Origin of the sequence: Pseudomonas asuensis (genome assembly GCF_014646755.1) — a bacterium.
Lineage (GTDB): Bacteria > Pseudomonadota > Gammaproteobacteria > Pseudomonadales > Pseudomonadaceae > Chryseomonas > Chryseomonas asuensis.
Window position 1 is genome coordinate 152,649 of sequence record NZ_BMNW01000004.1, and the last position, 20,639, is coordinate 173,287.

Annotated in this window: 22 protein-coding genes and 1 pseudogene; 12 read left to right on the plus strand and 11 right to left on the minus strand. The window is 56.8% G+C overall.

Annotated features, from left to right (window positions below; all coding sequences use genetic code 11):
• Positions 1-117 precede the first annotated feature (117 nt).
• The 3 genes from IEX86_RS10170 (at position 118) to IEX86_RS10180 (ending at position 3,504) form a co-directional block, all read left to right on the plus strand.
• Positions 118-516, plus strand: coding sequence for a hypothetical protein (locus tag IEX86_RS10170; RefSeq protein ID WP_188866016.1), 399 nt, complete (start codon positions 118-120; stop codon positions 514-516).
• Between the two features lie 489 nt (positions 517-1,005).
• Positions 1,006-1,716, plus strand: coding sequence for a carbonic anhydrase (locus tag IEX86_RS10175; protein ID WP_188866017.1), 711 nt, complete (start codon positions 1,006-1,008; stop codon positions 1,714-1,716).
• A gap of 201 nt (positions 1,717-1,917) precedes the next feature.
• Positions 1,918-3,504, plus strand: coding sequence for a SulP family inorganic anion transporter (locus IEX86_RS10180; RefSeq protein WP_188866018.1), 1,587 nt, complete (start codon positions 1,918-1,920; stop codon positions 3,502-3,504).
• A gap of 150 nt (positions 3,505-3,654) precedes the next feature.
• On the opposite strand, the gene IEX86_RS10185 is transcribed toward IEX86_RS10180, so the two are convergent.
• The 3 genes from IEX86_RS10185 to IEX86_RS10195 all read right to left on the minus strand — a co-directional run bounded on the left by IEX86_RS10185 (position 3,655) and on the right by IEX86_RS10195 (position 5,585).
• Positions 3,655-3,927 carry an HU family DNA-binding protein gene (locus tag IEX86_RS10185; protein ID WP_010796585.1) on the minus strand — a complete coding sequence of 91 codons (273 nt, stop codon included), beginning with the start codon at positions 3,925-3,927 and terminating at the stop codon, positions 3,655-3,657.
• Positions 3,928-4,110: 183 nt separating this feature from the next.
• Positions 4,111-5,265: an NAD(P)/FAD-dependent oxidoreductase gene (locus IEX86_RS10190; RefSeq protein ID WP_188866019.1), complete on the minus strand. Its 1,155-nt coding sequence runs from the start codon at positions 5,263-5,265 to the stop codon at positions 4,111-4,113.
• Positions 5,266-5,417: 152 nt separating this feature from the next.
• A complete protein-coding gene (locus IEX86_RS10195) occupies positions 5,418-5,585 on the minus strand; it encodes a rubredoxin (RefSeq protein WP_010796583.1) in 168 nt (55 codons plus the stop codon).
• Positions 5,586-5,921: 336 nt separating this feature from the next.
• Between IEX86_RS10195 and IEX86_RS10200 the strand changes: the two genes are divergently transcribed.
• The 3 genes from IEX86_RS10200 to IEX86_RS10210 all read left to right on the plus strand — a co-directional run bounded on the left by IEX86_RS10200 (position 5,922) and on the right by IEX86_RS10210 (position 8,048).
• Positions 5,922-6,296: an RPC34 RNA polymerase subunit family protein gene (locus IEX86_RS10200; protein ID WP_188866020.1), complete on the plus strand. Its 375-nt coding sequence runs from the start codon at positions 5,922-5,924 to the stop codon at positions 6,294-6,296.
• A gap of 51 nt (positions 6,297-6,347) precedes the next feature.
• Complete coding sequence (locus IEX86_RS10205) at positions 6,348-7,499, plus strand: MFS transporter (RefSeq protein ID WP_188866021.1); 1,152 nt, start codon at positions 6,348-6,350, stop codon at positions 7,497-7,499.
• Positions 7,500-7,592: 93 nt separating this feature from the next.
• Positions 7,593-8,048, plus strand: coding sequence for a VOC family protein (locus IEX86_RS10210; RefSeq protein ID WP_188866022.1), 456 nt, complete (start codon positions 7,593-7,595; stop codon positions 8,046-8,048).
• Positions 8,049-8,095: 47 nt separating this feature from the next.
• Here IEX86_RS10210 and IEX86_RS10215 read toward each other — a convergent pair whose 3' ends face one another.
• The 4 genes from IEX86_RS10215 to IEX86_RS10230 all read right to left on the minus strand — a co-directional run bounded on the left by IEX86_RS10215 (position 8,096) and on the right by IEX86_RS10230 (position 11,540).
• The gene (locus tag IEX86_RS10215) at positions 8,096-8,872 is read right to left on the minus strand and encodes a MetQ/NlpA family ABC transporter substrate-binding protein (protein ID WP_188866023.1); all 777 of its coding nucleotides are present in this window, start codon (positions 8,870-8,872) and stop codon (positions 8,096-8,098) included.
• A gap of 117 nt (positions 8,873-8,989) precedes the next feature.
• On the minus strand, positions 8,990-9,769 hold the full coding sequence (locus IEX86_RS10220) for a MetQ/NlpA family ABC transporter substrate-binding protein (protein ID WP_229685314.1): 780 nt from the start codon (positions 9,767-9,769) through the stop codon (positions 8,990-8,992).
• Between the two features lie 89 nt (positions 9,770-9,858).
• Positions 9,859-10,533, minus strand: a complete 675-nt coding sequence (locus tag IEX86_RS10225) for a methionine ABC transporter permease (protein ID WP_188866025.1) — start codon at positions 10,531-10,533, stop codon at positions 9,859-9,861.
• Positions 10,533-11,540 (minus strand): methionine ABC transporter ATP-binding protein, encoded by a 1,008-nt coding sequence (locus tag IEX86_RS10230; RefSeq protein WP_188866026.1) that lies wholly within the window; start codon positions 11,538-11,540, stop codon positions 10,533-10,535. The genes IEX86_RS10225 and IEX86_RS10230 overlap by 1 nt, the downstream gene beginning before the upstream one ends.
• Positions 11,541-12,053: 513 nt before the next feature.
• On the opposite strand from IEX86_RS10230, the pseudogene IEX86_RS10235 reads away from it, so the two are divergent.
• Together IEX86_RS10235 and IEX86_RS10240 are read left to right on the plus strand one after the other, a co-directional pair.
• Positions 12,054-13,723: pseudogene (locus IEX86_RS10235) on the plus strand (Na/Pi cotransporter family protein).
• A gap of 140 nt (positions 13,724-13,863) precedes the next feature.
• Complete coding sequence (locus IEX86_RS10240; RefSeq protein ID WP_188866027.1) at positions 13,864-14,769, plus strand: D-hexose-6-phosphate mutarotase; 906 nt, start codon at positions 13,864-13,866, stop codon at positions 14,767-14,769.
• Here the strand turns inward: IEX86_RS10240 and IEX86_RS10245 are convergent.
• Complete coding sequence (locus IEX86_RS10245) at positions 14,766-15,854, minus strand: aminopeptidase (protein WP_188866028.1); 1,089 nt, start codon at positions 15,852-15,854, stop codon at positions 14,766-14,768. The two genes, IEX86_RS10240 and IEX86_RS10245, sit on opposite strands and share 4 nt — an antisense overlap.
• A gap of 130 nt (positions 15,855-15,984) precedes the next feature.
• Here IEX86_RS10245 and IEX86_RS10250 point away from each other — a divergent pair, with 130 nt between their 5' ends.
• Both IEX86_RS10250 and IEX86_RS10255 read left to right on the plus strand, forming a co-directional pair.
• Positions 15,985-16,404 carry a PA0061/PA0062 family lipoprotein gene (locus IEX86_RS10250; protein WP_188866029.1) on the plus strand — a complete coding sequence of 140 codons (420 nt, stop codon included), beginning with the start codon at positions 15,985-15,987 and terminating at the stop codon, positions 16,402-16,404.
• 33 nt (positions 16,405-16,437) lie between these two features.
• Positions 16,438-16,875 carry a PA0061/PA0062 family lipoprotein gene (locus IEX86_RS10255; RefSeq protein ID WP_188866030.1) on the plus strand — a complete coding sequence of 146 codons (438 nt, stop codon included), beginning with the start codon at positions 16,438-16,440 and terminating at the stop codon, positions 16,873-16,875.
• Here the strand turns inward: IEX86_RS10255 and IEX86_RS10260 are convergent.
• The gene (locus tag IEX86_RS10260; protein WP_188866031.1) at positions 16,872-17,105 is read right to left on the minus strand and encodes a DUF1161 domain-containing protein; all 234 of its coding nucleotides are present in this window, start codon (positions 17,103-17,105) and stop codon (positions 16,872-16,874) included. The two genes, IEX86_RS10255 and IEX86_RS10260, sit on opposite strands and share 4 nt — an antisense overlap.
• A 156-nt stretch (positions 17,106-17,261) precedes the next feature.
• On the opposite strand from IEX86_RS10260, the gene IEX86_RS10265 reads away from it, so the two are divergent.
• Positions 17,262-17,909 carry a hypothetical protein gene (locus tag IEX86_RS10265; protein WP_188866032.1) on the plus strand — a complete coding sequence of 216 codons (648 nt, stop codon included), beginning with the start codon at positions 17,262-17,264 and terminating at the stop codon, positions 17,907-17,909.
• Positions 17,910-17,913: 4 nt separating this feature from the next.
• Here IEX86_RS10265 and IEX86_RS10270 read toward each other — a convergent pair whose 3' ends face one another.
• Complete coding sequence (locus IEX86_RS10270; RefSeq protein WP_188866033.1) at positions 17,914-19,143, minus strand: spore maturation protein; 1,230 nt, start codon at positions 19,141-19,143, stop codon at positions 17,914-17,916.
• Between the two features lie 224 nt (positions 19,144-19,367).
• Between IEX86_RS10270 and wrbA the strand changes: the two genes are divergently transcribed.
• Positions 19,368-19,964 (plus strand): NAD(P)H:quinone oxidoreductase, encoded by a 597-nt coding sequence (gene wrbA, locus IEX86_RS10275; RefSeq protein ID WP_188866034.1) that lies wholly within the window; start codon positions 19,368-19,370, stop codon positions 19,962-19,964.
• Between the two features lie 249 nt (positions 19,965-20,213).
• Here the strand turns inward: wrbA and IEX86_RS10280 are convergent, their stop codons facing one another.
• Positions 20,214-20,375, minus strand: coding sequence for a DUF1328 domain-containing protein (locus IEX86_RS10280; RefSeq protein ID WP_188866035.1), 162 nt, complete (start codon positions 20,373-20,375; stop codon positions 20,214-20,216).
• Positions 20,376-20,639: the final 264 nt, after the last annotated feature.

Below are 20,639 nucleotides of genomic sequence, written 5' to 3' on the forward strand. Positions count from 1 at the left end.
CACCCACGCCAGTGCCACCTGTCCAATAGCGAGCAGACAGTCGGCCGTTAGGGCGAGCCAAAACCATCCTCCTGTGGTCAGGGGTTATAGCCATTACCTGAACCCCAGGAGGAAGCCATGCAAAAACTAAACGTTGATTGGGACACTACCCGTGACGTGCTGCGTGCAGGAACCCGCGAAGACATCGTCTCGGTACGCACCATTGCTGTGGACGTTGCCCGTCGCCAGGACACCTCAGCCGATGATCCCCAAGTCATCGAGGCCATTCTGAACGCTGCGGATGAGCTGGTCCGTAACGGCTTTATCGATGCGCCCTACCCCTTTGAAAAAGATTCGGAGATCAGAGGTCTCAAGCCGCTGGGTCAGGAGCTGTTCGACTGGATGGAGGACGAACACAAGTGGAATCGCCTGCGTCCTGCTCTGGAAGAAGCCCTGCAAAGTGGTCTGGGTGCTGATCATCAGTACCTGAGCGCCAATGCACTGGATGCTGCTTTGCGCGGAATCGGCCTCCGCTGATCGGATTTTTCAAGGATAGGCGCTGCATGTGCGCCTATCCGGCGCGACTAAACCCAGCTCTGCGGCGTGCACTCCACCGCCTACCTTTCCATCCATTAAATTCACGTGATGTGGCGTACTAGACAGATAACAGTCTTATTGATGCCTAAAAACACGCTGAATGTGAACCAAGTCCGCTTTAACGCTCTTCTGAAAAACACACCATAGCGATAAAAACCTGTTTTAAGCAATTAGCCACTACATGATGGCTATTTGATCGCAATAAAATTTGGAAATATCTTCAAAACGTTCGTTTCACTACTTTTTCTTCAGGGTGAATTAAGCTTCGCGCTCTAGGCTTGTTTCAAGCCTGGGGCATATGCCCAACGCTACGTGGTCCGGAGGGTTTCGGGAATAAGCTGTAACTAGACGTTGATGGGCAACGTCTGCTTCAAGCAACACCCGATCGGACAATGGTTAGTTGTTTCGTCCACGTAAAGAGGTTGGACCATGAACGAGAAAAACATGAACATCCCTTCTGCGGATGACGCCTTGCAACAGATTGTTGATGGATTTAAACGCTTCCGAAAGGACGTATTCCCAGAACAGGAGGAGCTATTCAAGAAACTGGCAAATGCACAATCGCCACGCGCCATGTTTATTACATGTGCAGACTCGCGCATCGTGCCTGAACTGATCACCCAGAGCTCTCCGGGCGACCTGTTCGTTACCCGCAACGTTGGTAACGTCGTTCCGCCCTATGGGCAAATGAACGGCGGTGTTTCGACGGCCATCGAGTACGCCGTGTCGGCACTGGGTGTCCAGCACATCATTGTCTGCGGTCATTCCGACTGCGGCGCTATGAAAGCCGTGCTGAACCCGGCATCGCTGGAAAAAATGCCTACCGTAAAAGCGTGGCTACGCCATGCTGAGATTGCCAAGACGGTTGTAGCTGACCATCAGACGTGTGAACACAACCATGATGGAGAGCTTAACTTCCTCACTGAGGAAAACGTCGTGGCCCAGTTGACCCACCTGCAGACGCATCCCTCTGTGGCTTCGCGCCTGGCCAGTGGACAACTGTTCATTCACGGCTGGGTATATTCAATCGAGACCAGCGAGATCAGAGCATACGATGCGCTTGAAGGCCGCTTCCGTCCGTTGGACGGCGAAGGTCCGATGCCTGTCGCCACGCCGCGCGCCCGTTTGAACTCAAACTGATCCAAGCCTTCGGCGCGCCCTGCGTGCCGAAGGTGCCAGCACCTCAATAAAAACAACATAGCTGGTCATTTTCAGACGAGGCCCATGGCTGCCCTGCAGTCATGGGCGCTGTCCGTCTTCGTGTGGGTAAACGACTTTACCAGAGCCGGTTAGGGAGGGTTCTGGTACAGGTTGCTATACGTTTTTACGGAGGATAGGACTATGCTCGGAAACCATTCTGCAGCGTCATTGAAGCAGACCTTTCCACGCGATGCCTTGGCCTCGCTGGTGGTCTTTCTTGTTGCCCTGCCCTTGTGCATGGGCATCGCCATCGCCTCCGGAATGCCGCCAGCCAAGGGCTTGGTGACCGGCATCATCGGTGGTCTCATCGTCGGCTTTCTCGCCGGCTCCCCTCTACAAGTCAGCGGCCCTGCCGCAGGTCTTGCGGTATTAGTATTTGAGCTGGTCAATCAGCATGGCATGAAGGCGCTCGGGCCAGTCCTGTTGCTGGCGGGCATCATTCAGGTCGCGGCTGGCTTTGCCCGTCTGGGCGCCTGGTTCCGCGTCACCTCGCCTGCCGTGGTTTATGGCATGCTGGCGGGTATCGGTATTCTGATCGTCTTGTCCCAAGTCCATGTGATGCTCGATGCCTCGCCACAGGCTTCAGGGCTTTCCAATTTGGTTGGCTTCCCCAAAGCCGCCGTACAGGCAGCCGGTGAGTGGGGCGGGCATCAGGGCAGCGGTGCTTATGCCGCTATGCTGGGTATCGCAACCATTGCCATCATGTGGCTTTGGGAGAAGAAACGGCCGCATTCGCTACGTTTTTTGCCAGGCGCGCTGATTGCTGTCACAGCGGCCACTATGGCAAGCCTGTGGATGAATCTGGATGTCAACCGGGTCAACGTGCCGGATAACCTCGGCGACGCCATTGACTGGATCACCTTTGCCGATCTGGGCATGCTGACCAACCCGACACTGTTTATGGCTGCGGTCGCCATGGCGTTCATCGCCAGTGCCGAAACACTGCTTTCCGCCGCGGCGGTTGACCGGATGCACCAGGGGCCCCGTTCGCAGTTCGACCGTGAACTCTCGGCCCAAGGGGTAGGTAACCTGCTGTGCGGTATCGTCGGTGCGCTGCCTATGACCGGGGTGATCGTGCGTAGCTCGGCCAATGTTCAGGCCGGCGCTAAAACACGCGCATCGGCCATTATGCATGGCGCGTGGCTACTGGCATTCGTAGCAGCGTTGCCCTTCGTGCTCAAGCAAATCCCGATTGCCAGCCTGGCAGGCGTTCTGGTCTACACCGGTGTAAAGCTGGCCAGTCCCTCGGCGCTGCAAGGCCTTAAGCAGTATGGACGCACGCCTATCCTGATCTATGCCGTGACGGCGCTGACCATTGTCTTTACCGACCTGCTCACGGGTGTCGTTCTGGGCTTTGCCCTGTCAGTGGCAACCCTGGCGTTCAAGGCCTCACGCCTTAAAGTGGCTTTGATTTATGACAAGGAAGACGAAACCCAGGCAGAACTGCGCATGAGCGGCTCGGCAACCTTTTTAAAGGTGCCCAAGATTACTAAAGTGCTGGAGGGTGTGAAGCCGGGTACAACCCTGCACGTGCCGCTGGATCGTGTGAGCTATATCGACCATGCCTGCATGGAGCTGTTGGCGGATTGGGAGCGGACCAACGAGTCCAATGGCGTCAAGCTGATCATTGAGCCTCGCGCGCTCAAGCGTCGTCTGGAAGGTCGCTACCATAAAGCGGCTTCGCTGGGCGGATCACCCTCGACAGGCGCCGTGCAGACGGCCGCCTAGCCTGTGTGTCCGGCGGGTACGGAGGTGCCCGCCGGATAGTTGGAAGCAGATGCCTTGTAACAGTCAGGACCGGATAACGCTGTCTGGAAGGCGGGAGGGGGCCAGACAGGCCATACCTGACACACCGTTACCGGGCAAATGCAGGAGAGATCAGCTGATGCTGTCGCGCAGGGCCTTGCCGGGCTTGAAGGCCACGGTATTGCTGGCGCGGATCTTGACCGGCTCACCGGTTTGCGGGTTCTTGCCTGTACGGGCACCGCGATGACGGGGAAGGAAGGTACCGAAGCCTACCAACGTGACGTTGTCCTTGCGGTGCAATGCGTTGGCAATTTCATCGAGCACAGCATTGAGGACGGTATTGGCCTGTTCCTTGGAAAGACCGACTTTTTCAGCGATGGCGCTGGCGAGTTCCGGTTTGCGCATAAAGATGCCTCTTGTAGGTGTTTATTGTTGTTGTATCCATACTCTCCAGCCCTGGTTTGGAGTGGAGCAGCTGCTTTTAAGCAGGCCTCATGAGCATGGCATGGCCCAAACCCGCGCGCCAGTCGCATTCAGCGCTTTTTCTATACGACTAGCGCCTCTCGAATGTAACGATGTATTGCAATATCACGCCAAAACAGGTGGCAATTGCTTGTTTAAAGCCAGCTTTTCGCTGACAGCCGCCCCGCTCAAGGCATAACCCAGCAGCTTTCCGTCACCGTCGACACACAACGCTTTAATATCTGCTCCGCTCCCCTCAATCGTCCATTCGCCTTTAGCCCCCTTGTTGACCAATGCGACAACCAACGGGCACGCTGGAGTCTTCACTGTTACAGGCATCGGGCCATAAGTCACCGGCGTGGGCTTTCCAGCCAGCGTTTGCGCCAGGGCACGTGCGCAAGCCATCAACGGCATCACGTACATCAGGCTTTGCCCTTCTACCTCGGCGCAGTCTCCCAAGGCGTAGATGTTTTCATGGGAAGTACGAAGCTTGCGATTGACCACAATGCCGCGCTCAACCTCAAGCCCTGCCGCTTGCGCCAGGTCAATCCGCGGTTTGAGCCCTACGGCCGACACCACCACATCGCAGGGTACAACCGCACCATCGGAAAGGTGTGCCAGATACCCCTCCCCCTGGCGCTCCAATCGAGTCACCATCTGCCCCAGGTGGAAGCGCGCGCCAATGCTTTCCAACCCGCCCTGAACGGCTGCCGCAACTTCAGCAGGGACAAGGTTGGGCATGACCTGCTCACACGGCGCGACCACATCCACTTCATAACCGCCGTTTCGAAGATCATTGGCAAATTCACAGCCAATCAACCCCGCGCCCAGAATCAGCACGCGCTGCTTGCCCTCAGCCGCACGGCGGAAGTGGGCATAGCCCTGCAGGTCATTGATCGGGAAGAAGGCGTCTTCGCACCCTCCTGCAACGGGCACCTGAATGGGCTCTGCGCCCCAAGCCAGGACAAGATTTTCGTAGCGAACCTCTTCCTCACCCAGCCAGATTCGCTTGTGGCCAGGGTCGATGGCCGTAACGCGGGTATTGGTAAAGATCCGGGCATTGAACTGATCAGCCATTGCGCCCGGCTCCGCCATGACCAGCTCGTCAGGCTGCTTGTTTTTGGCATAGCCATTGGAGAGCATCGGCTTGGAGTAGGAACGGCCATCGTCGGCCGTGATCATGAGAAGAGGCGTCTGGCTGTCAAGCTTGCGCCATTCCTTGGCCAGGTTATAACCCGCCAACCCTGTGCCGATGATGACCAGGGGTAAAGTTTCGCTCATAACGTTCTCTCTGCGTTGGTTCAGGCGTGGCGACACCCGGGCGCCCCGCTCCAGATTGGATTCACGCATTATTGAATGTGTCACCGGGCCTGTCATCAGGCACAGACCCGGGACGAAGACAGCTGCCGGTTGGCCGCTGCGGAGGGTACGAATCAGGCGATCTCGATCATTTCAAAGTCGGATTTGCCAACACCGCAATCGGGACACATCCAGTCTTCCGGCACATCCTCCCAGCGGGTCCCGGGTGCAATACCGTCATCCGGCCAGCCTGCTGCCTCGTCATAAATGTAACCGCAGACAATACATTGCCACTTACGCATCGTTATCGTGTCCTCAAAAAACTCATCAGGGCGGGTGAACAGGTGATGCTCAAGGGCGTCACGCTTGCCACCCGTTATTCTCAGCCTATCGGAAACGCATTTTCTCCTCTAGTTCATCTGTCCTGCACGTCATGTCCAACCACCGACGCAGACCAGGCGCGCCTGTATACAAAAGCTATCAGCTGACACCACCCAGCCCTTACACTGCGCGCTCGCTCGTTTTCTACCGGCGACCCGCTAAACCTGTATTTGCCTTCCACTGCGTGGTTAATGGGTCGCCAATACGAGAGAGCCTACAAGCAGGTATCGCCTGCCTGGGACTTACCGGTAATGAACATGACCCGTCGCTTCAGCCAAACCAAACGCCGCGCCGTTGCACACGCCATCCTGGCGATGAATAACAGCTGGATTGCTCATTTTGGTGATTTGGGATTGAGCGATCTCAGCTACTCCGATCTGTTCATCAATATGTGGCAGCGGCAGGATCAATTTCTGCGCAAAACTGACCTCTATGCCTTCATGCCCAGCATCAGCCGGCGCACTGCAGTAAAATATATCCAGCATCTGATCGACCAGGGCTGTCTCGTTGAAACCCATAGCGATACGGACCGCCGAGTGCGCTGGGTTAGTCTTACACCGGATATCATCAACCGCCTGGAGCGCTTCTGTGACAACGCTTGTGAACACTTTGGCAGGTTGAACAAGGCGTAACTCTTACCGGCGCGCACTGTCCTACTACCCTCTGCACTACAAGGAGCGCTCATGCGCTGGGGGACCTATTTTGCCGTGCTGGGCGCCATTATCAGTGTGGGCCTGGCACTTGGCATTACCATGCCGCTGGTATCGCTGAGGCTGGAAAGCTGGGGGTACGGCCCGTTTGCCATTGGATTCATGGCCGCCACTCCGGCTATAGGCATCATCGTTGGTGCTGGAATAACCGGGCGTCTGGCCGCCTATCTCGGTACGCCGCGGCTGATGCAGCTTTGCCTGCTTGCGGGCGCGCTGTCCGTGCTGCTCTTATCCCTTTTGCCCTACTACGGTGTCTGGGTGCTGCTACGGCTGCTACTAGGCGTGATCCTGACCATGATCTTTGTGCTGGGTGAAAGCTGGATCAATCAGATCATCGTCGAAAAATGGCGTGGCAAGCTGGTTGCGCTGTATGGCAGTGCTTATGCCCTGAGCCAGCTGTCCGGCCCTCTGGTGCTGACCCTGATTGGCACTGAAGGCAACGGCGGCTTCTGGATCAGCACAACGCTGCTCATCATCGGCTCCCTTGCACTTGTCGGCCGCACAGGTGCACCCAAGGCCAGCGATCATGGTTCCATCGGTCGGGGTCTTTTGCGCTTCTGCCAGCAACTACCCGCTATTGCCTGGGCTGTCGTGCTATTCGCGTCCTTCGAGGCCATGATGCTGACATTATTGCCTGTGTATGCCCTGAACCAGGGCTTTGACCAACGTACCGCCCTACTCATGGCCAGTACGGTCGTCACCGGCGATGCCCTGCTGCAACTACCGCTAGGCGCGCTGGCTGACCGGGTCTCACGCACCGGCCTGTTCAAGGCATGTGGTGCGACCCTGCTGCTGACCAGCCTTGTCATGCCGCTCCTGTTACAGACGTCCTACATATGGCCGTTACTGGTAATTTTTGCCAGCGCCGGTGGTATTTTCACCCTCGCTCTGATTCTGATTGGTGAGCGCTACCGGGACGCCGAACTGGTCCAGGCCAATGCTCGTATCGCTCAACTGTGGGGCTTCGGATGCCTGCTCGGTCCCCTCACCACAGGCGCTGCGAGTCAGTGGCTCACCGGTCATGCAATGCCCCTGCTCTTGGCGCTGGGCGCATTGGTCATGATCCTGATCGTACAGGCCCGAGGCGTGTTACCCGCCACAGAAACAAACGGTCTTGAGGGTTAAAATGAGATGAACTTTACTTAATCTTTACGCACTTGCTCTCAGTCCAAGAGGCTCAAAGGGATACCCTTAGGCAACTAGCTATGGATATTTTTGATGTTTTCAAGCGAGCCTATTAGCGTTTTGCGTCGTTCCGATCTTCTCGGACTGGTTGTTCCCTCACTGGCTGAGTCCTTGCATTTCTGGGCTGCTGCCTTGGGTTTTACCCTTACTCGTCAGGGTAAGCCGTCCTCTGAGGAGTTGCTTTCAAGCGCCCAGGCTACGGCTATCGCCGAGCTGGAAGCCAACAATTATCGCGTATTGCTGATCGAGCAGCCTAAGTCTGCATTTCAGCTACCGGAGCCTGACCACGCTGCACCCATTTCCCTTCTCTTTCAGGTCAATGACCTTGAGGCGCGGCTGGGGCACGTCCGCCAATCTGGATTTGAGGCTTCACCGCCCAGAACCATTACCCAGGGCCCCCGTGAAGGCTGGCAGGTCGCAACGGTCAAAGGGCCCAACCGGGTTGTCGTCGAGCTCATGCAGCCTAGACAGGCTGACCAGCGCCCATAAAAAAGCCCGCCGGGCTTACGCCAGGCGGGCTTCGATGCTCAAAGCACTCAGAACGCAGGTACGACTGCACCGTTGTACTTGTCTTCAATAAACTTCCGGGTTTCAGGGCTGGTTAGGGCCTTGGAGAGTTTTTGCATCGCATCGCTGTCCTTGTTGTCCGGACGGGCAACCAGCAGGTTGGCGTAAGGCGATTCCTTACCTTCCAGGAGCAGAGCATCCTTGGTCGGATTCAGCTTGGCTTCCAGCGCATAGTTGGTGTTGATCAGGGCCAGATCGACCTGATTCAGCACGCGCGGCAGCGTGGCAGCCTCAAGCTCCTTGAATTTGAGCTTCTTGGTGTTGGTTGCGATATCACGTGGAGTAGCCAGGATATTGGCGTTGTCCTTGAGCGTGATCAGACCCGCCTTTTCCAGCAGCAGCAGGGCACGGCCACCATTGGTAGCATCGCTGGGGATGGCAACGGTTGCGCCTTCCTTTACCTCATCCAGGCTTTTGACCTTTTGGGAGTAGATACCGAACGGCTCCACATGCACCTGAGTCACCGATACCAGATTGGTCCCGCGGCTCTTGTTGAACTCGTCAAGGTAAGGCTGGTGCTGGTAGAAGTTGGCATCCAGACGTTTCTGGGCCACTTGCAGATTGGGCTGAACGTAGTCAGTGAAAATCTTGACGTCCAGATCCACACCTTCTTTTGCCAGCTGTGGTTTTACGAACTCAAGAATCTCAGCATGCGGAACAGGCGTTGCCGCCACGCTCAGTTTTTCTGCCGCGTGGGCAGTGACGGCGGCAGCCAGTAAGGCAGCAGCGGCAATCAGTTTCTTCATAGTCAAACTCCTCGGCAGATGCAAAGGCGCATCAGTGATACGCAGACCAGGCAGGAGATTGGGGTATCGGGACGTAGCCTCAACCCCTCTCCTGGCGCCTGGCCATGGACTTATTGATTAGAACGCAGGAACAACGCCGCCCTGATATTTTTCCTGAATGAATTTCTTCACCTCAGGCGTGTTCAGGGCCTTGGCCAGCTTTTGAATGGCTGGGTCGTTAGCCTTTTCCGCACGGGTGTACAGGTAATTGGCATAGGGCGACTCGGCGCTCTCAATAAACAAGGCATCCTTGGTCGGTACCAGCTTGGCCTGAAGTGCATAGTTGGCGTTGATCAGCGCCAGATCTACCTGGTTCAGTACGCGAGGTAGCGTTGCAGCCTCAAGCTCCTTGAATTTCAAGTGCTTGGGGTTATCCACGATATCGCGCTGAGTAGCGGAGATGTTGTCCGGGTCCTTCAGTGTGATCAGACCTTGCTTGGCAATCAATAAAAGGGCACGGCCGGAGTTGGTCGGATCGTTAGGGATGGCGATGGTCGCGCCATCCTTCAGCTCGGAGATCGACTTGATCTTCTGGGAGTACGCCCCGAACGGCTCAACATGTACGGCTACGACCGGAACTTGGTTGCTGTCCTTGTTGCTCTTTTGATACGTCTCGTAATACGGCTTGCTCTGGAAATAGTTGGCATCGACCTGCTTCTGGTCGGTCTGACGGTCCGGCTGGATGTAGTCATTGAAGACCTTGATCTCCAGGTCCACACCTTCCTTTGCCAGCTGAGGCTTGACCAGCTCAAGGATCTCCGCATGGGGAATAGGGCTCGCTGCAACCTTCAGGGTCTCAGCATGAGCCGCCGCCACCAGACCAAAGCCGAGCGCAACGGAAAGCAGGGTACGTTTCAGGGACATAGCGGATTCCTTTCGAAAATAAGAGGGAACAGCGTGTAATGCTAGTGTTTTCCGCCGGACCTTGAGGCCCGGCGGGCAGCCTGTTAGCGGCGGCTGAACTTTACAACCAGGCGATCACCAACCATCTGCAGTACCTGTACCAGGATCAGCAGAAGTACGACAGTAACCACCATGACGTTAGTCTGGAAGCGCTGGTAACCAAAGCGGATTGCCAGATCACCCAGACCGCCCCCGCCGATTACACCGGCCATGGCGGTATAGGACACCAGCGCAATCGCCGTAACGGTCGCGGCGGCAATCAGGCCAGGCAGGGCCTCAGGCAGCAGGGTACGTGTCACGATCTGCCACAGGCTTGCGCCCATGGCCTGAGTCGCTTCGATGATGCCGCGATCCACTTCTCGCAGGGCGGTCTCTACCAGACGCGCGAGGAAGGGAGCCGCGCCCACCACGAGCGGCGGAATCGCACCCTCAACGCCAAGCGAAGTACCAATCAGCCAGACGGTGACCGGAATCATCAGGATCAGGAGAATGATGAAGGGAATCGACCGCAACACGTTTACCAGAAACGAAAGCAGGCCATACACGATGGGTTGCTCCAGCAGTTGACGCTTGCCGGTCAGAAACAGCAGCACGCCCAGCGGCAGGCCGAGCAATACGGTAAAGAACATCGACCAACCCAGCATTTGCAGGGTGTCGAGGGTGGCTTGCCAGATTTCAGGCCAGTCGATATCAGCAAAAAAGGCGAGAAAAGCGTCCATTAGCGAATGACCTCCACGGTTACATCAGCGGCGTCGAAACGAGCCAGAGCGGCGTCCAGATCCCCTCCTACGAGGGCAATGGTCAGCTGGCCGTAGGGTTCTTCGCGAATGCGGTCGATCCGACCGCCCAGAATGCTGTAATCCACCCCGGTTTCCCGGGCGATCCGTCCTAACAGCGGCGCATAAGTCGCTTCACCACGGAAGGTTAAGCGCAATATCCGACCCTCCACATGGCTGTAAGACGACATCAGGTCGCCTTCGTCCACGTGCTCGGCTTCGAACACAAAGCGTCGGGTGGTTGCGTGCTTGGGATGCAGGAAGACATCCGCTACCGTGCCCTGCTCAACGACCGTACCGGCATCAAGTACCGCCACGCGATCACAGACACGTCGAATCACATCCATCTCATGGGTGATGAGCACAATGGTCAGGCCCAACTCGCGGTTGATTTCCGCCAGCAGTTGCAGGACCTGTCCGGTGGTCTGCGGGTCGAGGGCGCTGGTGGCCTCATCGCACAGCAGGATTTTCGGTCGTGTAGCCAGCGCCCGGGCAATACCGACCCGCTGCTTTTGGCCGCCTGAGAGTTGCGCAGGGTATTTGCGTGCATGATCGGTCAGGCCGACCCGTGCCAGCAACTCATCCACACGCACCTTGATTTCGGCGCGGGAATGCCCCCCTGCCAGCTCAAGGGGCATGGCAATATTGGCTGCTACGGTCTTGGATGACAGCAGATTGAAGTGCTGGAAGATCATGCCAACACGACGGCGGAAGGCGCGCAGACCGGCACTGTCCAGTGCGGTAACGTCTTCACCATCCACCATGATACGGCCGCCACTGGGTGCTTCCAGCCGGTTGATCAGGCGCAGCATGGTGCTCTTGCCAGCACCGGAATGGCCGATGAGGCCGAAGACTTCGCCCGCCTCGACGCGCAGACTGGTCGACTGGAGCGCCGGCACCTGACGGCCTGAAACGAGGTAGGTCTTTTGAACGTTCTGAAATTCGATCACTTAACGTGAAACCTTGTGGGTATTGCTGTAGGCGTGGTCAGCCCTGATAAGCGGCTGTGCCTCCTGATTTATCGATATGACGCTGGCAAAGCGCCCACATAAACGCACAGTTTACCGCGGCTGTTTATATCTTCTTAATATTTGTTTTCTAAATGCAGCGACAAAAATGGCATATGGACATGGCAGCGGACTATAACGTACCCCTGCTGTAAACACCTTACCCTGTGTCGATTCACTACTAGTCAGACGTCATGTTCAGCGAAAACGCTCCCTGAATAGATAACACTCTGTACCGAGCCAGAGCCATCACGCTGTTTCCAGGCATCCTGGAAACGAAAAGCATTCCTCCGAGGGGCTGAACATATGCCCTCAACAAACGACTAATTCCCTATAGCCCCGACTGCCACCCTGCCGCTCCAGCAGTTGCCAAGGCCTGCATGGCATTTGAATATGAAACTTTTGTTACAGCCTGGCCAGGCAGCCGGGATGCAGTTGCGCCGGGAGGGCGCCTGAATGCTGACATTACTGAATCTTCTTTCTGCCGTGGCCTTGCTCGTATGGGGAACCCACATTGTCCGGACCGGCATCATGCGGGTTTATGGGGCAAACCTGCGCCGTGTACTCAGCCGTAGCGTACGTCATACTCCTCTGGCATTTGCCGCTGGCATTGGTGTGACAGCACTCGTACAAAGCAGCAATGCCACGGCGCTCCTGGCAACGTCCTTCGTGGGTCAGGGGCTTATGACCCTCAGGCCTGCCCTTGCAATCATGTTGGGCGCCGATGTCGGTACGGCGCTAATGGCTCGAGTGCTGACGTTCGACCTGTCGTGGCTTTCGCCCTTACTGATCCTGGTAGGCGTTATCCTGTTTATTGGCCACAAGCAGTCACGCCCAGGACAACTGGGCCGAGTGGCAATCGGGCTGGGACTGATCATTCTGGCGCTGGAACTGATCGTAGCCGCTGCAACACCGATGACCCAAGCTGCGGGCGTCAAGGTCCTGTTCTCCTCCCTGACCGGGGACGAAATGCTCGATGCCCTGACCGGCGCCCTGTTCGCCATGATTTCCTACTCAAGCCTTGCGGCTGTCCTGCTGACGGCAACGCTGGCCGGCTCCGGCGTCATTTCGCTGAAAGTGGCGCTCTGTCTGGTCGTAGGTGCCAACCTGGGCAGTGGTCTTCTGGCTATGCTGAGTGCGTCCCGCCAGACGCCGGCAGGGCGTCGGGTAGCGCTGGGCAGCCTGCTATTCAAACTGGCTGGCTGCGCCCTGGTATTGCCCTGGATCGATACAGTGGCTGACTGGATGGACAACTGGGAGCTGGCCGCGGCAGAGCTGGTGATTGGTTTTCATGTGCTCTATAACCTGGTTCGCTGCGTGATATTCCTGCCCCTGACGCGTCCAATGGCGCGCTTCTGTACGCTCGTTCTGCCAGACCGGCCGCAGGCAGAAACCACCATGAATCCGCGACACCTGGATACCTCAGTACTGGACACGCCTGCCCTGGCGCTGGCCAATGCCGTCCGTGAGGCACTGCGCATGGGCGATGTAGTTGAGCGCATGCTCACAGAACTGATGGCGCTTATAAGCGGTGGCACCAAGGCTCAGGGGCGTGAAGTCCGCCGCCTGGATGACGATGTCGATGCGCTTTATACCGCCATCAAGCTCTATCTGGCCCGGATTCCACGGGAGGATCTGGGCGAACGGGACAGCCGTCGCTGGGCACAGATCATTGAGCTGGCCATCAACCTTGAGCAGGCCGGGATATTATCGAGCGCATGGCAAGCGACCTGGAAAACAAGAAGATTTCGGCCAACCGCTCGTTTTCCGAACCGGGGCTGGAAGAGCTTGAAGCCCTGCATGGCCACTTGATCACTAATCTCAAACTGTGCCTGTCGGTCTTCCTGTCTGGCGATGCTGACTCGGCCCGCCGCCTGCGGCGCGCCAAACAGCGTTTTCGTGTGCTGGAGCGCCGCTATGCCCATGCCCACGTGGAACGGCTGCATCATCAGGTCGTACAAAGCATTGAAACCAGTTCGCTGCACCTTGGCCTGCTGTCAGACATGAAGCGTCTCAACTCGCTGTTTTGCAGCATTGCCTATGGTGTCCTGGAGCAGGCGGAACCCGGATATGAGACCGAGCACGCAGCTTCAATGGAAACCCCACCCGACCTTCACGAGTCGTAGCCTTCGAAAGCCACACCATTGTGCGAGATAGCGCTACTCTACTCACCGAATCCAGCAGGTCATGTGCTACTGGATCCGGTTGACGCGGCCAGACCGATCAGGCCCAGCGCTCACTGATAATAACGACCAAGGAATTATTGATGACCCAAGCCGCCCCCCTTGTTGAACAGATCCAGAAGGGTGAACTGCCCTGCTGGCGTATCCGTATCGGCCGTGCCGAAGCCGTTGTCGCCTGCCAGGGCGCCCATATTCTCAGCTTTGGCCTTGATGGCGAGCAACCGATCATCTGGGATAATCCCGATGCCGAGTTCATCCATGGCCAACCCATTCGTGGCGGCGTGCCGGTCTGCTGGCCCTGGTTCGGCGACATCAAGCGCAACCCGCCAGCTGTTCAGCACATGCTGACCGAAGTGGATGGCGCTCCGCAGCATGGCCTTGTTCGCCAAGCCGGCTGGGCCACCGGTGACATGGATGTAGATGTAGACCGTGTCCGCCTGGACTTTCACTACCAGACCTCTGCCGCCCATATGCCCGGCTGGCCCCATGCCGCGGACGTGACCCTGTCGGTTGAAGTCAGCGATCGCCTCACCATGACGCTGACCACTCGCAATATTGGCGACCAGACGCTAACCCTGACCCAGGCCCTGCATACCTATTTTGCTGTAAGCGATTCCCGCCAGGTAGGGATCGAAGGCTTTACCCATGCCGACTATTACGATTGCCTCGATAACTGGGAGCGCAAGCGTCAGAACGGTGAGCCGGTCATCGACCAGGAAGTGGATCGCGTCTATCAGGGCCTGCCCTCCCGCCTGGGGATTCGTGACCCCCAATGGAATCGCCGAATCTTCATCGAGACCAAGAACACCTCGTCCGCGGTGCTATGGAACCCCTGGATTGAAAAATCCAAGCGCCTGACGCCGTTCGCCGATGATGCCTGGCAGCGCATGCTCTGCATCGAGACGGCTCGGGTCATGGATGATGTGATGGTACTGGCACCCGGCGAGACCGGTCAGATCAGCGCCACACTCTGGAGCGAACCGCTCTAATCGTTCTGCCGTACCTGCCGTGCCGCCAGTGCCTCCAATCGGGCCTGGCGGTCAGCAGCGGGCAGTGCTGCCAGTGCACGGACACGTGCGTAAAAGGCTGGCCAGTTACCGGGATGTTCGGCATAAAGGGCAGCAAAGGCCGGCACCCAATGCTCATACAGGCCGAACGGCAATAGTTTTGCGTTATTTAGCGGGCCCGCCATCCAGGCATCAAAGCGTCGGTCGCCTCGCCACTGCGTATCCCTCAGCTGTGCATAGTCACGCCGCATCGTCTCGAATACCTTGCTCTTTGCCTGTTGCATCGCCTCGGCTGCCAGCGGCTGCGCATAAAGTGACTCAAGCTGTTTACGCGTATCCAGTATCAGCCCTACGAACTGCCGGTACTGTTGTTCGCGGAGCGGATCAGGCGGCGGTAACCCTTGAACCGCACGCCACTGGCGAAGCCCTTCCTGCTGGACAAAGTTGGCGTAGGACTCATTGAAGGTCGTATCGTCCTGCACATAGAGGTTCTGATGGGCCAGCTCGTGGAAGATCGTTGCAACCAATTGATCGTCATCCCAGCGCAGCATACTGCTGAGCAGCGGATCATCGAACCACCCCAGCGTTGAATAAGCCGGCACACCGGCTACATAAGTATCCCACCCCTTGGCCTTTAGCGGCTCTGCCGCCTGTTGCGCCGCCTGCTCCTGGTAGTAACCGCGATAGGCCACGCAACCAGCAATAGGAAAGCAATGGGTCAACGGCGAGAGCGAGAACGCTGGTGCTGCAAATACATTCCACACGGCATAGGGCCGGTCCAGCTGAACGAACAAGCGATAGCTGCGGTTATCCGGCAATCCTAATTGCTGACTTGCGAACTCACGTGCGCGCAGGGCCAGCTCTAGACGGCGCTTCAATACCGGATCGGTAGACGGGTTCTGGATGACCTGGGTGATGGGCGTGCGTTGCCATAACAGGGCCGCCTGCCCCTTCGCCATCTGCCCGTAATATCCGACAGATGAACAGCCGCACAGCCAAAGGGTTGTGATAAATGGAATCCATCTCAAGCTTTTAAAGTCGACTTGATCTAACCAGAGACGGGACATGGTAAATAACCTGAAGCGCCGGTGTGAGGTGGCGACACTCTAGTACGAGTCTCTACTCCGTGAAAACCGGCACCCAGGAAGGAAGCCGAGAATCCTGCCCCGTTGCATTATCACTGTCTGGAGCTCATTCATGCGTCGTATTCTCCTATTGTGCCCTGCCTTGGCACTGACTGCCTGTTCCCTGATCCCCCTGCCCAAGCCGGACCCTTCTCAAGCCTGGATCGATCTCAAGACCGAAAAGCCCGACCTGCTGCAAGCCCAGCAGGCTGATCGCCAAGACCTCAAGGACGACCGTTATTTCCAGGTCCAGCCCGGCAGCCACGAGCTTCAGGTGCGTTATCAGTTCCAGGTAGATCCGTCCAATATCGGCCCCAGCGCTACGCCGCTTGTCCGCACGTGTCTCCTCAATGTGCATTACAAGGATTTCTCTGCCGGTGAGCGTTATCGGCTGCAAGCTGAGCAGGCCGGATTCCGGGCCTGGGCCAAGCTGTACGATGCCAGTCAGCAGGAAGTTGCAAGAGGTGGAGAAAGCCGCTGCGGCGATGTCTAATCGATATCTTCAGACTCGCTCGGGCTAAAAGCCATGAAAAAGCACCTGTTGTTCATCTCCGTACTGCTGGCTGGCTGCGCCAGCCCTCTTCCGCCCAAGAACCCAGACATGGCCTGGGTGGATCTGCATATGCAGATGGCCTCGGTAGGCAACGTCCTCATGGCAGATCGTCTGGATGGCAAACGGCTTAATGACGGGCGTTATTTCCAGGTCTCGCCCGGCGCGCATGAGCTACAGGTTCGCTACCAGTTCGAGCTGGGCGGCATGGTTCCGGGCGGCGGTATGATGGGCTTTGGCTACGAGCCTGTAGAGATCAATTGCTACATGATCGTCCAGTACGATGACTTCAAGGCAGGCGAGCGCTATCGCATCGAAGCATCAGCCTACATGGACCAGCCCCGGCTCGAGCTGCACGATAGCCAGAGGCTGTCGGTTGGAACGGTTCGTCAGCGTCAGTGCATCCCGCTCTAACCATCATTACGCTGGTAAATGATCTTCTTGGTGCCGTTTTCACAGCTACCCACCACCATGTTGGGATCGGTGACGTCTGCGTTCGGTACGATTTCCAGCGTATATGAGCTGACTCCAGCGGCCTGAATCTTTACTTCGATTTCAGACTTGAGCTGATCGCACGGTAACGGGGCTGCCCAGAGCGGGGCTGCAAACAGACTGGCTGCAACGAACAATCCAAACGTTTTCATGGGTTTCACTCCTTGAGCGGGCAATGCCCTTCTTGATTTTGACTAGGGCAGTCACCTTGAGTTTCTAGTACCCCATCACGGAAAGGCAATCTGGCGGGAACCAGCCTACCGAGGGCTCTTCCAATAAGGTGCAAATTTTCCCTTAAAGGTAGCCCAATGCTGGATTGGTTACGCGAGTACCGTGACGTCCTGACCCTGCTCATTTCCGGTTGTACATTGCTGGTATGGATCTTTTATGCCCAGCTACTCCTGAGCGGTTTCAAGCGCCAGCGTCAGCCACGGCTCATCATTAACCGCGGCGCAGGCAAGGGGGTTGGTGCTCTATGTCTGCTCTCCAACATGAGCGCCGAACCTATTTTCATCAATCAGCTGATTGTTCACTTGCATACCTCGCGCGGAACCATCAAGGCAGATGTAACCGACGTACGCGAAAGCAGTGAGGATGATTTTGACCAGGACGTAGAACTCTACAAGGCTACCCGCCAAGGACCATTGAAGACGGGCGACTTTACCCATATCGGCACGTTTCAAAAGCTGATTTCCCGTGTAGCCGTTGCCCATGGGTTGGAACTTAAAGGAATGCATCCACCGGAAGGCTGGGTTTTTGAGTGTTTAGAAATCCACGTCATTGCGTTTTATGGCTCTGACAAGCATCCCATTGGCGTACGCCGCCGCTTCCGGCTTGGGCAGTACAAGGACCATTACTGCTCGCTGATCGCTGAAAGCCGTCAGACAGAGCAGTTCACCAGCCGCCGCCAGCGCCGCATTGTCCGCAAGCACTGGATGACAGAGTTCGAAAACTGATGCCCTAACCGAAGAACCAGTAACAGACCAGAATGGAGGCTATTACACCCGCGCCATCAGCCAGCAGGGCACATCCAACAGCATGGCGGGCCCGCTGGATACCCACCGAACCAAAGTAGACAGCCAGCACATAGAAGGTCGTCTCGGTACTGCCCTGCACGGTGGCCGCAATCAGCGCCGGGAAACTGTCCACGCCCTTGGCCTGCATCGTCTCGATCAACATGGCACGGGCAGCGCTGCCCGAAAATGGCTTGACCAGTGCCGTAGGCAGCGCATCGACAAACCGGGTATCCCAGCCTAGCCACGCTATCGCGTGGCGAACACCGTCAAGAATGATTTCCAGTGCGCCTGATGCCCGTAACACGCCCACCGCACACAACATGGCAACCAGATAGGGCAACAGGTTCTTGGCGACCTCGAACCCTTCTTTTGCACCCTCGACAAAGGTTTCGTAAACAGGCACCCGCTTGAACGCGCCAAAGATCAGGAACATCAGGATCAGGCCGAACAGCACCAGATTACCCAATAGCGAGGACAACGCTGCCAGAGCGGTTGCCGACAAGGTAACCAGAATGCTCATAAAGCCGCCCAGAAGCAGCGCACCGCCCCCAAGCCAGGCCAGAACCACGGGGTCCCAGAGCTTGAGCCGCTGCATGAACGAAACGGATAGCAGGCCAATCAGTGAAGAAACACTGGTGGCGAGCAGAATAGGCAAGAACACCAGGGTCGGGTCGGGAGCGCCTTGTTGCGCGCGGTACATGAAGATGGTGACGGGAAGCAATGTCAGGGAGGATGCATTCAGCACCAGAAACAGGATTTGCGCATTACTGGCCGTCTCGGGCCTGGGGTTAAGCTCCTGCAGAGCGCGCATGGCCTTGAGACCAATTGGCGTAGCTGCATTATCGAGCCCCAATCCATTGGCAGCAAAGTTGAGGGTAATCAGCCCCAGCGCCGGATGGCCCGCCGGGACTTCTGGCATCAGGCGGCGAAACAACGGCCCCAAAATATAGGCCAGCTTTTCAACCAGACCGGCTTTTTCAGCAATACGCAGGATACCCAGCCAGAGCGTCAGCGTGCCAAATAGCAGGATCATTACCTCAACTGACAGCTTGGCCATGGCAAACAGGCTTTCGACCATGGCCGCAAATACACCCGCGTCGTCTCCAATCAACCATCGTCCCAGCGCACTAATCGCTGCCACGATAAAAAAGCCCAGCCATAAACCGTTCAGCATGATGCATCTCCCCGAAACCAGCCGGGGATAATACGAGGGTTGACTCTCAATGGCGAAGAGCGGGCGATACCCCGCCTATAAATAGTCGAACGCTTCGATAAGTATCAATCAGAATTAAGATGCTTCTAGCAAAGATGGCTGCCGACGATTTCGGGTAGCTGTTGTCCTTTCTTAGGCCATCAAAAGGCTGCCACGCAGCCATGTATGTCAACCAAGGAGACAACATGAAGAAAGTTCTAGTCCTGTACTACTCCATGTATGGACATATTGAACGTCTGGCTGAAGCCATGGCGGAAGGCGCGCGTCGTGTACCTGGCGTTGAAGTGACAATTAAACGCGTCCCGGAAACAATGCCTGAAGACATCGCCCGCAATGCAGGCGCCAAACTTGATCAGGCTGCTCCAGTAGCTACACCGCAGGAGTTGGCCGACTACGACGCCATTATCTTTGGTACCCCAACCCGCTTTGGCAACATGGCGGGCCAGATGCGAAACTTCCTCGACCAGACAGGCGGGCTATGGGCCAAAGGAGCACTGGTTGGCAAGTTGGGCAGTGTTTTTGTTTCCACAGGGACGGGTGGTGGCAGCGAAACAACCATTACATCCTTCTGGAACACACTGGCGCACCACGGCATGCTGATCGTCGGCATGCCTTATACCGATCCCATGTTGGCAGATATTACGGAAGTAAGGGGAGGTTCGCCCTACGGAGCGGCCACACTGGCCGGAGCGGATGGCTCTCGGTTACCTAGTGCGAAAGAATTGCAGTTGGCGAGTCATCAGGGCGAGCACGTCGCCAAGCTAACGGCACGATTGCAGTAATCAAAATTATGTCCCCCAGGCGTTTTAGTCCTCAAGACCTACGGTCAAGGCCTAAAACGTCTGGGGGATATATCTTCCAGCCTGGCTCGTCTCTACGAAGGTACTCCCTGTACCCTGAGGATGCTCCCTTGTACTGCAAAGCACCCAAGCCCCTTGGCCTATAACGCCTCGACAAGTCGAGGCGTTTTGCTCGGTCAAGTCATTAAACCGGCCTACGGCTACGATTTGATGACAAGCGAGAACCTTGCGTCAGGGTCGGCGGCGACCCATGAAGAAGGACACTACGAACAGGATCAGGAACAGGACGAACAGGATCTTGGCGATACCTGCTGCTGTACCGGCGATGCCGCCGAAGCCCAGAACACCTGCAATAATGGCAATGATTAGAAACGTGATAGCCCAGCTCAGCATGATGATTCTCCTCGTCTTACTTTTCTCTGGTTTCTAGTTTGGGTTTCTAGATGGTTGTCGAGACACATTTGCTTTCTCAGGCCAGGCTAACTGTCTTATCCGAGACTCTCTGGCACTGCTTTCCGAGAAAGGTAGGCTCCTCGGTATGGATACTTCTAAATCGCGTGTGTTCCGGCTATCCGTCTGTTTTAACGCACGGCCGATCAAAATCATGCTGGCTGCAAAGCCCAACAGAACTATCGCGCTGGCGAAAGTCAAAGCAAA

Bases quoted from the DNA above. Each gene is read 5' to 3' on its own strand.
- IEX86_RS10205 (WP_188866021.1), top strand. From the start codon at position 6,348: ATGCGCTGGGGGACCTATTTTGCCGTGCTGGGCGCCATTATCAGTGTG.
- IEX86_RS10185 (WP_010796585.1), bottom strand. From the start codon at position 3,927: ATGCGCAAACCGGAACTCGCCAGCGCCATCGCTGAAAAAGTCGGTCTT.
- IEX86_RS10280 (WP_188866035.1), bottom strand. From the start codon at position 20,375: ATGCTGAGCTGGGCTATCACGTTTCTAATCATTGCCATTATTGCAGGT.
- IEX86_RS10265 (WP_188866032.1), top strand. From the start codon at position 17,262: ATGCTGGATTGGTTACGCGAGTACCGTGACGTCCTGACCCTGCTCATT.
- IEX86_RS10255 (WP_188866030.1), top strand. From the start codon at position 16,438: ATGAAAAAGCACCTGTTGTTCATCTCCGTACTGCTGGCTGGCTGCGCC.
- IEX86_RS10170 (WP_188866016.1), top strand. From the start codon at position 118: ATGCAAAAACTAAACGTTGATTGGGACACTACCCGTGACGTGCTGCGT.
- IEX86_RS10210 (WP_188866022.1), top strand. From the start codon at position 7,593: ATGTTTTCAAGCGAGCCTATTAGCGTTTTGCGTCGTTCCGATCTTCTC.
- IEX86_RS10270 (WP_188866033.1), bottom strand. From the start codon at position 19,143: ATGCTGAACGGTTTATGGCTGGGCTTTTTTATCGTGGCAGCGATTAGT.
- IEX86_RS10190 (WP_188866019.1), bottom strand. From the start codon at position 5,265: ATGAGCGAAACTTTACCCCTGGTCATCATCGGCACAGGGTTGGCGGGT.
- IEX86_RS10215 (WP_188866023.1), bottom strand. From the start codon at position 8,872: ATGAAGAAACTGATTGCCGCTGCTGCCTTACTGGCTGCCGCCGTCACT.
- IEX86_RS10225 (WP_188866025.1), bottom strand. From the start codon at position 10,533: ATGGACGCTTTTCTCGCCTTTTTTGCTGATATCGACTGGCCTGAAATC.
- IEX86_RS10200 (WP_188866020.1), top strand. From the start codon at position 5,922: ATGACCCGTCGCTTCAGCCAAACCAAACGCCGCGCCGTTGCACACGCC.
- IEX86_RS10260 (WP_188866031.1), bottom strand. From the start codon at position 17,105: ATGAAAACGTTTGGATTGTTCGTTGCAGCCAGTCTGTTTGCAGCCCCG.
- IEX86_RS10175 (WP_188866017.1), top strand. From the start codon at position 1,006: ATGAACGAGAAAAACATGAACATCCCTTCTGCGGATGACGCCTTGCAA.
- IEX86_RS10240 (WP_188866027.1), top strand. From the start codon at position 13,864: ATGACCCAAGCCGCCCCCCTTGTTGAACAGATCCAGAAGGGTGAACTG.
- IEX86_RS10195 (WP_010796583.1), bottom strand. From the start codon at position 5,585: ATGCGTAAGTGGCAATGTATTGTCTGCGGTTACATTTATGACGAGGCA.
- IEX86_RS10180 (WP_188866018.1), top strand. From the start codon at position 1,918: ATGCTCGGAAACCATTCTGCAGCGTCATTGAAGCAGACCTTTCCACGC.
- IEX86_RS10245 (WP_188866028.1), bottom strand. From the start codon at position 15,854: ATGTCCCGTCTCTGGTTAGATCAAGTCGACTTTAAAAGCTTGAGATGG.
- wrbA (WP_188866034.1), top strand. From the start codon at position 19,368: ATGAAGAAAGTTCTAGTCCTGTACTACTCCATGTATGGACATATTGAA.
- IEX86_RS10250 (WP_188866029.1), top strand. From the start codon at position 15,985: ATGCGTCGTATTCTCCTATTGTGCCCTGCCTTGGCACTGACTGCCTGT.